Consider the following 11,046-nt stretch of genomic DNA (forward strand, 5'->3'; position numbering starts at 1 on the left):
GCGGGGCGGGGGCGGCGGGGCGGCGGGGCGGTCGCGGCGGGGCGAACGGCCGCGCGTGCGGTGGCGAGCCCCCCGGGGCCGGTCCGGCGCACCGTTCGCGGCGGCCGACTCCCGTGTGATTCCCGTCACGTGGTGGGTGGCCGTGGGCCGGTCGGCTTCGGCGGGGGGAGTCGGTGATCCTTCGGAACCGTACGGTTGTTCGGGCCCCCGGTCGGGTCGGCGCGGGCGCCGTGCGGTGGCCACTATGTGGATGATCCGGAGGGGGCGCGCCTCCCGAGAGGACAATTGAGCCATACACCGGTTTCGCTCGTCCCGCGTATGCGACCGCACGCACATGCGGGGGCGGCAGGACCGGGTGCGCTCTCGGGACGGGTGCGCACGTATCTGCCACTGCTCCATGGAAGGTCTTGATCAGATGTCGGTGTCTTCTGAAACCGCGTTCTCGTCCGCCGAGAGCCGCGTCATCGAGCCGCTCTACGCGGAGGTGCTCCGGCGCAACCAGGGCGAGAAGGAGTTCCACCAGGCCGTCCGGGAGGTCCTGGAGACCCTCGGCCCGGTGCTCGCCGCGCGCCCCGAGTTCGTGGACGCCCGGATCATCGAGCGGCTGTGCGAGCCCGAGCGTCAGCTGATCTTCCGCGTGCCGTGGTCGGACGACAACGGCGACATCCACGTGAACCGCGGCTTCCGCGTCGAGTTCTCCAGCTCGCTCGGCCCGTACAAGGGCGGCCTGCGCTTCCACCCCTCGGTCAACCTCGGCATCGTCAAGTTCCTCGGCTTCGAGCAGATCTTCAAGAACGCCCTCACCGGCATGCCGATCGGCGGCGGCAAGGGCGGCTCCGACTTCGACCCCAAGGGCCGTTCGGACGCCGAGATCATGCGCTTCTGCCAGTCGTTCATGACCGAGCTCCACCGTCACCTGGGCGAATACACCGACGTCCCCGCCGGTGACATCGGCGTCGGCGGCCGCGAGATCGGCTACCTCTTCGGCCAGTACAAGCGCATCACCAACCGCTACGAGTCCGGAGTCCTCACCGGCAAGGGCCTCGGCTGGGGCGGCGCGCAGGCGCGGACCGAGGCCACCGGCTACGGCTGCGTCATGTTCACCTCCGAGATGCTGCGCGTCCGCGGCGAGTCGCTGGAAGGCCAGCGCATCGCCGTCTCCGGCTCCGGCAACGTCGCCATCTACGCGATCGAGAAGGCCCAGCAGCTCGGCGCCACCGTCGTCACCTGTTCCGACTCCAGTGGCTACGTCGTGGACGAGAAGGGCATCGACCTCGACCTGCTCAAGGAGATCAAGGAGCAGAACCGGGGCCGGGTCTCCGAGTACGCCGAGCGTCGCGGCGCCTCTGCCACGTTCGTGCCGGGCACCGGCCTGTGGACCGTGCCGGTCGACGTCGCGCTGCCGTGCGCCACGCAGAACGAGCTGCACGAGGAGGACGCCCGCGCGCTCGTGGCCAACGGCGTGAAGGCGGTCGCCGAGGGCGCCAACATGCCGACCACCCCCGAGGCCGTGCGTGTCTTCCAGGAGGCCGGCGTCGCGTTCGGTCCCGGCAAGGCGGCCAACGCCGGCGGCGTGGCCACCAGCGCGCTGGAGATGCAGCAGAACGCCTCCCGCGACTCGTGGACCTTCGCCCACACCGAGGCGCGGCTGGAGGAGATCATGCGGCACATCCACGACTCCTGCTACACCACCGCCGAGCGCTACGGCAGCCCCGGCAACTACGTGGTCGGCGCCAACATCGCCGGCTTCGAACTGGTCGCCGAGGCGATGCTGGCCCAGGGCCTCATCTGACCGGTCACCGCCCGCGGCCGGGGGCCGGTTCCGCGCGTGCGTACGCGTGCGGAGCCGGCCCCCGGGCGTTCCGGTAGGTGGAGCGGGTGCGTCCGGGAGCGGGGGGTTGTGCCGTTTCTCCGTCAGCAGATCCGCTGAGGGCACAGCGCCGTACGCCCCACGGGCACGCCGCCGCTCCTACGCTGGAGCGATGACGAACCGAGCGAGGGACATCGGCCCGCACGCCGCCGATCTCGACGACAGCCACCCGTACGACGACCGCCCGTACGACGACCGGCAGGCGCGTGTGACGGCACGCGGGCTCCGTCAGGGTGCCCGGGTGATACCTCTGCGGCCCGTCCCCGCGCACCCCTCGCCCGCCCCCGAGGCGCCCCGGGAGCCCTTGCTGCGCGACCTCGTGGGTGAGGTGCTGCGCCAGGAACGCCTCTCCCAGGAGCGCACGCTGAAGGACGTCGCGGACTCGGCGCGGATCTCCTTCGCGTACCTCTCCGAGCTGGAGCGGGGCCGCAAGGAGGCGTCCTCCGAGGTCCTCGCCGCCGCCGCGCACGCCCTCGGGCTCGGCCTCGCCGACATACTCGGCCGCACCGCCGTCGAGCTGGCCCGCCGCCGTGCGGCGCTCACCGCCGCGACCCGTGCCCAGGGGCACGTGCCGGGTGCCGCGCCGCTCAGGAACCAGGTGCGGCTGGCCGCCTGACGGCCGTCGGCGGCGATCGACGGCGGTCGGGCGGCACCGTAAAATCCCGTGCCGAGCGTTCACGAGGAACGAGGAACACGGAGCACACGGGGGACGGGGCACATGGGCGACACGGACGGCATACCGGTGGCGGCCGGGCACCATGAGGGGCTCCGGGCTGCGGAACCGGTGCCCGTGCCGGCACCGGAAGCGGCCCGGGACGGGGCCACCGCGCCCAGGAACCCGGCGGCGACGGTCAGCGGGTTCTTCGCGCTGGGCGCGATCGGCGCCCTCGGGAACTTCGCCACCGGCCTCGCGCTGATCAACCCGCCCGTCTTCATCGCCCTGGCGACCCTGTGCGCCCTGATCGCGATCCCTGCCGGGCACGTGGGCCGCTTCCGGGGCAAACGTCTGGGCGGCGCCGGGCGCGGGGTCGCCCTGGCGTCCATCCTGACGGGCTGGCTGGTGCTGTTCGTCTGCCTGCTCGCGCTGCTGGCGGTCGTCGGCCTCCTTGCCGGCTTCGCGGCGCTCACCGACGCCTGATCCGGAACGCCGGCGAGGGGCGCCCGTGGTGGACGCCCCTCGCCGAGGTGTGCTGAGTGCCGGGTGGCCGGCCAGGGGCCCGGCCGCGTGCGGATCAGCCGTCCGCGCGGGCCACGCCGATCGGGCAGGAGACGCCCGTGCCGCCGATGCCGCAGTAGCCGCCCGGGTTCTTCTCCAGGTACTGCTGGTGGTAGCCCTCGGCAGGCCAGAAGGTGCGGCCCTCGGCGGGCAGGATCTCCGTGGTGATCGCGCCGTATCCGGAGCCCGTGAGGACCTTCTGGTACGCCTCGCGGGACGCGGCGGCGGCCTCGGCCTGCTCGGGCGAGTGGGTGTAGAGCGCCGAACGGTACTGCGTCCCGACGTCGTTGCCCTGGCGGAAGCCCTGGGTCGGGTTGTGCGACTCCCAGAACAACTTCAGCAGCTCGGTGTACGGGACGACCTCGGGGTCGAAGACCACACGTACGGCCTCCGTGTGACCGGTCTGACCCGAGCAGGTCTCCTCGTACGTGGGGTTCTCGGTGTAGCCGCCCTGGTAGCCGACGAGCGTCGTCCAGACGCCCTGTGTCTGCCAGAACTTGCGCTCGGCACCCCAGAAACAGCCCAGCGCGAAGTCGGCGACCTCCAGGCCCTGCGGGTACGGGCCCTGCAACGGGTTACCGAGCACGATGTGGCGGTCGGGCACCGTGAACGTCGGGGTCGGGCTGCCCTTGAGGGCCTGCTCGGGGGAGGGGAGCACGGGTGTACGGCCGAACAGCATGATCGGTCCTCCTTCTACGCGGCGATATGGGGTGAACATCTCCGTACCGCCCCGCATTCCTCGCGGGAGGCCAGGTCAGAGGGCCCTCGCCGCCTCGCCGCCTCGCCGCCTCGCTGCCTCGCCGCCTCGCCGCCTCGCCGCCTCGCCGTGCCGCCGGCCTCGCCCCTCGCCGTGCCGCCGGCCTCGCCGCCTCGCCGCCCGACGCGGCAGGCGCTACCGCGCTACCCCAGCAGCCGCGCAGGGCTGCCGCCGTTGGCCTCGTAGCCGGCCACCGCGAGCGCGCGGTAGATCGCGTACTCGGCGGCCGGGTCGGAGTCCTCGGTCCAGGGCAGTGCCCCGATGTACCCGTCGATGTGGACGAACTGGTGCATCGCCTCGGACCAGCGCTCCATCCGGACCAGGAACAGCACCAGCAGATGCCGGACGTGGGCGAGCATCGGGTCGTCCTGCCGCGCCGAGTGGACCGCGTACATCGCGCCCTCGACGGCCTTCGTCACCGCCGCGCTCCGGTAGAAGTCCGGCGTCAGATTCAACTCCGGCAGATTGTCGTAGAGCGAGAACAGCGGGAGCCCGGCGAGCAGCGAGCCCTGCGGGGCGCGCGCCGCGGCGGCGGTGGCGAACCGGTCGGCCAGCTCGCGCGAGCCGTGCCACTTCGAGGACCAGAAGTGCAGCGCCGCCAGGTGAGCGCCGAAGTGCGCCGGGGCGCGATCGATGATCTCCGCCCAGATCAGGTCGAACTCCTCGGGGGCGTAACCCAGTCCGCGTGCCACGGTCAGCCGGGTGATGTGCGGAACGGGGTCGCCGGGAGAGAGTGCCGACGCCTCACCGGCCACGTCACGCGCCTCGTCCAGCAGGACCCGGAAGTCCTCGCTGCCCACGGCCGAGGACCGCCATGCCTGCTGTACCAGGAACTCCGCGTGCACCGCGGCGGCGCCCGGGTCCCGGGGCGCCTCGGCACGCCACGAGCGCAGCCAGGCGGCGCCCACGCCCGGGCGCGCGGCGAGTTCGAGCGAAGCCGCCCCTGCGAACGCCTGTACCCGTTGCCACCGGACCTCGCCCTCCTTCGGCGTACCGGCCAGCAGTTGGGCCGCCGCGCGCCACTCCTGCGTGGCCTGCACCACGTGGAGCACGTCGACCAAGTCCTGGTCGGGGCCGGGCAGTCGTACGTCCAGCAGCTCCTGGCGCACGAAGCCGTACGTCTCCGGGTCGGCGGCGTCCGGAGAACCGGGTGAAGCCAGCTGAATGCCGCCGCCGCCCCGGCGGCCTCGGAGGAACGGGACGAGCACCGCCGTGATCATGCAGAGCGCGATCAGCAACCACAGAATCTCCATGGACCCATTGTCCCCGTACGGCCGAGCGTCCGGTGTGGGCCCTCGCGACGAACTACGCTCGGGCCTCATGACCGACCAGCACAGCTTCGAGACCCTCGCGATCCACGCGGGAAACACCGCCGATCCGCTCACCGGCGCCGTCGTTCCGCCCATTTACCAGGTGTCCACGTACAAGCAGGACGGTGTGGGCGGACTGCGCGGCGGATACGAGTACAGCCGCAGCGCCAACCCGACGCGTACCGCCCTGGAGGAGAACCTGGCGGCCCTGGAGGGCGGCCGCCGCGGACTGGCCTTCGCCTCCGGACTCGCCGCCGAGGACTGCCTGCTCCGTACGCTGCTCACCCCCGGCGACCACGTGGTGATCCCGAACGACGCCTACGGCGGCACCTTCCGGCTGTTCGCCAAGGTGGCGTCGCGCTGGGGCGTGGAGTTCTCGGTGGCCGACACCTCGGACGTGGCCGCGGTGCGCGCCGCGATCACCCCGCGCACCAAGGTGGTCTGGGTCGAGACACCGTCCAACCCGCTGCTCGGCATCACCGACATCGCGGCCGTCGCGGGCGTGGCACGCCAGGCCGGTGCCCGGCTGGTGGTGGACAACACCTTCGCCAGCCCGTACCTCCAGCAGCCGTTGGCGCTGGGCGCGGACATCGTGGTGCACTCCACCACCAAGTACATGGGCGGCCACTCCGACGTGGTCGGCGGCGCGCTGATCGTCAACGACGCCGGCCTCGCGGAGGAGTTGGCGTTCCACCAGAACGCGATGGGTGCGGTCGCCGGTCCGTTCGACGCCTGGCTCGTACTGCGCGGCATCAAGACCCTCGCCGTGCGCATGGACCGGCACACCGAGAACGCCGGACGGATCGCCGAACTGCTCACCCGCCACCCCGAGGTGACGCAGGTCCTCTACCCCGGGCTGCCGGAGCACCCGGGGCACGAGGTCGCCGCCAAGCAGATGCGGGCCTTCGGCGGCATGGTCTCCTTCCGGGTGCGCGGCGGCGAGGAAGCGGCCGTCAACGTCTGCAACCGTGCCGAGCTGTTCACGCTCGGTGAGTCGCTCGGCGGCGTCGAGTCGCTGCTGGAGCACCCGGGACGGATGACGCACGCGTCCGCCGCTGGTTCCCCGCTGGAGGTGCCCGCCGACCTGGTGAGGCTCTCCGTCGGCATCGAGAACGGCGACGACCTGCTGGCCGACCTCACCCAGGCGCTCGGCTGACCGACCGCGCTCCCGTCACCGCCGGACGGTTAGGTGGCCGTGTCGTGGCACGACCGGTGCCGGGGAGGGCTCCCCGGCACCGCACACCCGCGGTCCCGTCCGTGGACGCTCCCGCAACGCCCGTACGACGACGGTGGTACGACGCCCGTACGCCGTTCGTACGACACCGGCGGACAACGCCAAGCGGCGGGCGACACCGGTGGGGGCCCGCCCCACGACGACCGGCGGGTGTTCTCCGCGGGTTCTCAGACGGCGACCTTCTCGTCCTCCAGGGACGCCCTGACCTGTTCACGCAGCTCGGGGCTGTCCGTGTGGTCATGGACCGAGACGGCGTGCTCGGTCGCCGCGCGGACGACCTCGTCCTCTTCGCCGGAGATGGTCAGCGAACAGCCCGACACACTCGGATACTTCCGGCAGTCGGCGACTTTCCTGGTCATGGTGGCCTCCTCGTCTTTTCACGTGGGCCAGCCCTTCCAGGATAGTTCGCCGCCGGGGCCCAGGTCGTGTTCGCGAGGAGCGCCGTCCGCCGGGATGGCCGGACAGGCGGGGCTCGCGGAACACGGCCTTGTCCCGGCCTAGTCCCCCTGCTGCTGGTGAGCCGCCTGCCGTACCGCCAGAGCGCCGTTGAAGCGGGTCAGCAGGGCGCAGAAGATCTCCCGCTCCTCCTCGCTCCAGTCCTCCGTGACCTGCGACATCAGATCGCGGCGGGAGGCGCGCACCTCGTCCAGGCGGGCCTGGCCGCGCGGTGACAGCTGGAGCACGACGGCCCTGCCGTCCTCCGGGTGCGAAGTCCGCTTCACGAGCCCGGTGTCCACGAGCGGGGCGACCTGGCGGGTCACCGTCGAGGAGTCGATACCCATCCCCGCGGCCAGCGCCTTCACGCCCATCGGGCCTTCCCGGTCGAGCCGGTTGAGCAGCAGGTAGGCGGCCCGGTCCATGGAGTTGCGGACCTTGCCGACACCACCGAGACGGGTCTGCTCCGCACGCCGGGCGAAGACCGCCACCTGGTGCTGGAGCGTGTCGAGTACGACGGGGTCGGACCCCTGTGGAGGGGAGACGTCGTCCCCGGAAGGAGACGCAGCATTCGTCATGTCCTGAGGGGGCATGGCCAATAGCTCTCTTCGTGCGGTGTCGGATGGGTGGGGGACACAGTACGCGGCGATGCGGCCGACTGTGTCCAGGGTATGTAATCCCGGGCATCCCGAGAGGGGAACGAGCACCGGGACGCCGGTCCCGCCGGGGCACTCGGAAGGCGGTGGAGCGGTGAGCTGCGAGACTGGCGGTCATGAGCTTCCGTACGACCGCCCCCTTCCCGCCGCTGATCCTCGACGACGTCCGGGGCGCCCAGAAAATACTGTCCGGAGTGGCCAGAACGACCGCGATGGAGGGCAGCCGCCACCTGTCGGAGCTCGTCGGGGCCCCCGTCCAGTTCAAGTGCGAGAACCTCCAGCGCACCGGCTCCTTCAAGCTGCGCGGCGCCTACGTACGCATCGCGGGACTCACGCCGGAGGAGCGGGCGGGCGGAGTCGTCGCCGCGAGCGCCGGAAACCATGCGCAGGGTGTCGCACTCGCCTCTTCTCTGCTCGGCGTACGCTCCACGGTCTTCATGCCGGTCGGCGCACCCCTCCCCAAGGTCGCGGCCACCCGTGAGTACGGTGCCGAGGTCCGGCTGCACGGTCAGGTCGTCGACGAGACGCTGGCCGCCGCCCAGGAGTACGCGGAGCGGGCCGGGGCGGTCTTCATCCACCCCTTCGACCACCCCGACATCATCGCGGGCCAGGGCACCGTCGGCCTGGAGATCCTCGAACAGTGCCCCGAGGTCCGCACCATCCTCGTCGGCATCGGCGGCGGGGGACTGGCGGCCGGCATCGCCGTCGCGGTCAAGGCGCTCCGCCCCGACGTGAAGATCATCGGTGTGCAGGCGGCCGGCGCCGCCGCGTACCCTCCCTCCCTGGCCGCCGGGCACCCCGTCGCCCTGGAGACGGTGCCGCAGACGATGGCCGACGGCATCAAGGTCGGACGCCCTGGTGACGTACCGTTTCGCCTGATCCAGGAGCTGGTGGACGAGGTCCGCACAGTCACCGAGGACGAGCTCTCCAGCGCCCTGCTGCTCTGCCTGGAGCGGGCCAAGCTGGTGGTCGAACCCGCGGGCGCCAGCCCGGTCGCCGCGCTGCTCAGCAACCCGAAGTCCTTCCGCGGCCCTGTCGTCGCCGTGCTCTCCGGCGGGAACGTGGACCCGCTCCTCATGCAGCGCATCCTCCGCCACGGGCTGGCCGCCGCCGGCCGCTACCTGAGCCTGCGGGTGCGGATCGTGGACCGGCCCGGCGCGCTCGCCGCCCTGCTGGCCACCCTGTCCGGGTCCGACGCGAACGTGCTCGACATCAGCCACGTACGGACCGAACCGCGCCTCGGCCTCACCGAGGCGGAGGTCGAGCTGCACCTGGAGACCAAGGGCCCGGAACACTGCGAGGAGGTCGCCGCCGTCCTCAGGGGCGCCGGCCATCTCATCGTGGAGTGAGGGCTGTCGGGCCGCCCGAAAACGGCGACCCGGGCCCGTGTTCCGGCGGCCTTCAGGCGTCCTTTGTTCCTAGGATGCGCACTGAAGTCACCCGAAGGGGCAACAGGTCCATCCGACAGCAAACCGGGGGTACCCCCTATGCCAGGTGCGATCCACGCCGAAGGTCTGGTCAAGACCTTCGGTGACGTACGAGCGCTGGACGGCGTCGATCTCGACGTCCCCGAGGGGACCGTGCTCGGCCTCCTCGGCCCCAACGGTGCGGGCAAGACGACCGCGGTACGCGTCCTGACCACGTTGCTGCTGCCCGACAGCGGCCGGGCGGAGGTCGCGGGCATCGACGTACTGGCCAGGCCCAACGAGGTACGCCGCTCGATCGGGCTGTCCGGACAGTTCGCCGCGGTCGACGAGTACCTGACCGGCCGGGAGAACCTCCAGATGGTTGCCCGGCTCTACCAGATGCGCGCCCGCGACGCGAAGAAACGGGCGGCGGAGCTGCTGGAGCGGTTCCACCTCACCGACGCGGCCGACCGGACCACCAAGACGTACTCCGGCGGCATGCGGCGGCGGCTCGACCTTGCGGCGGCTCTCGTGGTCCGGCCGCCGGTCATGTTCATGGACGAGCCGACCACCGGGCTCGACCCCCGCAACCGCCAGCAGCTCTGGGAGGTCATCGAGGAACTGGTCGGTGGCGGAACGACTCTGCTGCTGACCACGCAGTACCTCGAAGAGGCCGACCACCTCGCCCACGACATCTGCGTCATCGACCACGGCAAGGTCATCGCGCGAGGTACGTCCGACCAGCTCAAGGCCCGTACCGGCGGCGAACGCGTCGAGGTCGTCGTGCACCGCCCCGAAGAGATCGAACCGGCCCGCGAGGCGCTCGCCCGGTACGGCGAGGGCGAGGTCACCGTCGTGCGGCACATGCGCAAACTCACCGTCCCGGTCACCGGCGGCGCCAAACTCCTCGCGGAGGTCATCCGCGACCTGGACGACCGGGACGTGGAGATCGACGACATCGGACTGCGCCGCCCCACCCTGGACGACGTCTTCATCTCCCTGACCGGCCACGCGGCGGAGACGGCCGCGGAGAACGGGAACGGGAACGGCGAGGACGGCGGCAAGGGCGGCGGCAAGGGCGGGCGGAGCGGCGGCAGCCGCCCCGGCGGTTCGTCGGCGGCCGGGAACGCGAAGGAGGACGCACGGTGACCACGCACTCGGAAGAGGCCCGCACGACCCTGGCTCCCCGCCCGTCCGGCGGCATCGTGCAGTCGGTCGGTGACTCCCTCGTGATCGCCAAACGCAACCTGATCCGGATGACCCGCATCCCCGAGGTGGTCCTCTTCGGGCTCATCCAGCCGATCATGTTCGTGGTGCTGTTCAGCTACGTCTTCGGCGGCTCGATGAACGTCGGCGGCTCGACCTCCCCGGAGGTCTACCGCAACTTCCTGATGGCCGGGATCTTCGCCCAGACCGTCACCTTCGCCACGGCGGGAGCGGGCGCGGGCATCGCGGACGACATGCACAAGGGCCTCATCGACCGGTTCCGTTCCCTGCCCATGTCACGGGGCGCGGTGCTCACCGGGCGGACCATCGCCGACCTCGTACAGACCACCCTCACCGTGCTGGTGCTGGTGGTCGTCGCCCTGCTGGTCGGCTGGCGCATCCACGAGGGCATCTGGAAGGCCCTCGGTGCGTTCGGGCTGCTCCTGCTGCTCGGGTACGCCTTCTCCTGGATCGGCGCCCTCATCGGGCTGACCGTGCGCACCCCCGAGGCGGCGACCTCCGGTGGACTGATCTGGCTCTTCCCGGTCACGTTCATCTCGAACGCCTTCGTGGACTCCAGCCAGATGGCGTCCTGGCTCCAGCCGATCGCCGACTGGAACCCGTTCAGCGCGACCGTCCAGGCGTGCCGCGTGCTGTTCGGCAACCCCGGGGTGTCGCCTTCCGACGCATGGCCGATGCAGCACCCCGTGTGGGCGTCGCTGATCTGGTCCGTGGTGATCACCGTGGTCTTCCGGACGCTGGCTGTCCGCAAGTACCGCAGGACGGCCACCTGAGGGCGTCGCGTCCACCGTGCGCCTGCCCTGCCCTGCCCGCCGGCTTCGGCGGGCAGGGCAGGCGGGGTTACGGAACCGGGCTCGCCGAGGTCGTCGCGGGCGCGGCCGGCACCCTCCGCGGCCTCCGTACGCGAAAGCCCCGTCCGGCGGACTCCTCGGGAG

At 71.6% G+C, this 11,046-nt stretch carries 11 protein-coding genes; 7 read left to right on the top strand and 4 right to left on the bottom strand.

Translation table 11 applies throughout. The features are described from left to right. Window positions 1-415 precede the first annotated feature (415 nt). The 3 genes from gdhA to ACWD3D_RS25890 all read left to right on the top strand — a co-directional run bounded on the left by gdhA (window position 416) and on the right by ACWD3D_RS25890 (window position 3,008). A complete protein-coding gene (gene gdhA / locus ACWD3D_RS25880; RefSeq protein ID WP_451463188.1) occupies window positions 416-1,792 on the top strand; it encodes an NADP-specific glutamate dehydrogenase in 1,377 nt (458 codons plus the stop codon). Between the two features lie 190 nt (window positions 1,793-1,982). Next, complete coding sequence (locus ACWD3D_RS25885; RefSeq protein WP_451463189.1) at window positions 1,983-2,486, top strand: helix-turn-helix domain-containing protein; 504 nt, start codon at window positions 1,983-1,985, stop codon at window positions 2,484-2,486. 102 nt (window positions 2,487-2,588) lie between these two features. Then, window positions 2,589-3,008: a DUF4190 domain-containing protein gene (locus tag ACWD3D_RS25890; protein WP_451463190.1), complete on the top strand. Its 420-nt coding sequence runs from the start codon at window positions 2,589-2,591 to the stop codon at window positions 3,006-3,008. Window positions 3,009-3,102: 94 nt separating this feature from the next. Here ACWD3D_RS25890 and msrA read toward each other — a convergent pair whose 3' ends face one another. Beyond that, window positions 3,103-3,768 carry a peptide-methionine (S)-S-oxide reductase MsrA gene (gene msrA, locus ACWD3D_RS25895; RefSeq protein ID WP_451463197.1) on the bottom strand — a complete coding sequence of 222 codons (666 nt, stop codon included), beginning with the start codon at window positions 3,766-3,768 and terminating at the stop codon, window positions 3,103-3,105. A 218-nt stretch (window positions 3,769-3,986) separates the two neighbouring features. After that, entirely contained in the window at window positions 3,987-5,096 is a 1,110-nt protein-coding gene (locus ACWD3D_RS25900) for a hypothetical protein (protein ID WP_451463191.1), read from the bottom strand. A gap of 67 nt (window positions 5,097-5,163) precedes the next feature. Here ACWD3D_RS25900 and ACWD3D_RS25905 point away from each other — a divergent pair, with 67 nt between their 5' ends. Further along, window positions 5,164-6,309 carry a cystathionine gamma-synthase gene (locus ACWD3D_RS25905; protein WP_451463192.1) on the top strand — a complete coding sequence of 382 codons (1,146 nt, stop codon included), beginning with the start codon at window positions 5,164-5,166 and terminating at the stop codon, window positions 6,307-6,309. A 245-nt stretch (window positions 6,310-6,554) separates the two neighbouring features. On the opposite strand, the gene ACWD3D_RS25910 is transcribed toward ACWD3D_RS25905, so the two are convergent. Both ACWD3D_RS25910 and ACWD3D_RS25915 read right to left on the bottom strand, forming a co-directional pair. After that, a complete protein-coding gene (locus ACWD3D_RS25910) occupies window positions 6,555-6,746 on the bottom strand; it encodes a DUF1059 domain-containing protein (protein WP_266708441.1) in 192 nt (63 codons plus the stop codon). Between the two features lie 138 nt (window positions 6,747-6,884). Next, window positions 6,885-7,415, bottom strand: coding sequence for a MarR family winged helix-turn-helix transcriptional regulator (locus ACWD3D_RS25915; protein ID WP_451463193.1), 531 nt, complete (start codon window positions 7,413-7,415; stop codon window positions 6,885-6,887). 179 nt (window positions 7,416-7,594) lie between these two features. Between ACWD3D_RS25915 and ilvA the strand changes: the two genes are divergently transcribed. From ilvA to ACWD3D_RS25930, 3 genes are all read left to right on the top strand, one after another. Then, window positions 7,595-8,827, top strand: a complete 1,233-nt coding sequence (gene ilvA, locus ACWD3D_RS25920) for a threonine ammonia-lyase (RefSeq protein WP_451463194.1) — start codon at window positions 7,595-7,597, stop codon at window positions 8,825-8,827. Window positions 8,828-8,965: 138 nt separating this feature from the next. Next, window positions 8,966-10,033, top strand: coding sequence for an ATP-binding cassette domain-containing protein (locus ACWD3D_RS25925; RefSeq protein ID WP_451463195.1), 1,068 nt, complete (start codon window positions 8,966-8,968; stop codon window positions 10,031-10,033). Beyond that, window positions 10,030-10,884, top strand: coding sequence for an ABC transporter permease (locus ACWD3D_RS25930; protein WP_451463196.1), 855 nt, complete (start codon window positions 10,030-10,032; stop codon window positions 10,882-10,884). The genes ACWD3D_RS25925 and ACWD3D_RS25930 overlap by 4 nt, the downstream gene beginning before the upstream one ends. Window positions 10,885-11,046 lie beyond the last annotated feature (162 nt).

The organism is Streptomyces sp. NPDC002690 (assembly GCF_053592415.1).

What these genes read in the sequence shown, in the direction of transcription:
- ilvA (WP_451463194.1), top strand. Translation starts at nt 7,595, where the DNA reads ATGAGCTTCCGTACGACCGCCCCCTTCCCGCCGCTGATCCTCGACGAC.
- ACWD3D_RS25900 (WP_451463191.1), bottom strand. Translation starts at nt 5,096, where the DNA reads ATGGAGATTCTGTGGTTGCTGATCGCGCTCTGCATGATCACGGCGGTG.
- ACWD3D_RS25915 (WP_451463193.1), bottom strand. Translation starts at nt 7,415, where the DNA reads ATGCCCCCTCAGGACATGACGAATGCTGCGTCTCCTTCCGGGGACGAC.
- gdhA (WP_451463188.1), top strand. Translation starts at nt 416, where the DNA reads ATGTCGGTGTCTTCTGAAACCGCGTTCTCGTCCGCCGAGAGCCGCGTC.
- ACWD3D_RS25910 (WP_266708441.1), bottom strand. Translation starts at nt 6,746, where the DNA reads ATGACCAGGAAAGTCGCCGACTGCCGGAAGTATCCGAGTGTGTCGGGC.
- ACWD3D_RS25925 (WP_451463195.1), top strand. Translation starts at nt 8,966, where the DNA reads ATGCCAGGTGCGATCCACGCCGAAGGTCTGGTCAAGACCTTCGGTGAC.
- ACWD3D_RS25885 (WP_451463189.1), top strand. Translation starts at nt 1,983, where the DNA reads ATGACGAACCGAGCGAGGGACATCGGCCCGCACGCCGCCGATCTCGAC.
- ACWD3D_RS25890 (WP_451463190.1), top strand. Translation starts at nt 2,589, where the DNA reads ATGGGCGACACGGACGGCATACCGGTGGCGGCCGGGCACCATGAGGGG.
- ACWD3D_RS25905 (WP_451463192.1), top strand. Translation starts at nt 5,164, where the DNA reads ATGACCGACCAGCACAGCTTCGAGACCCTCGCGATCCACGCGGGAAAC.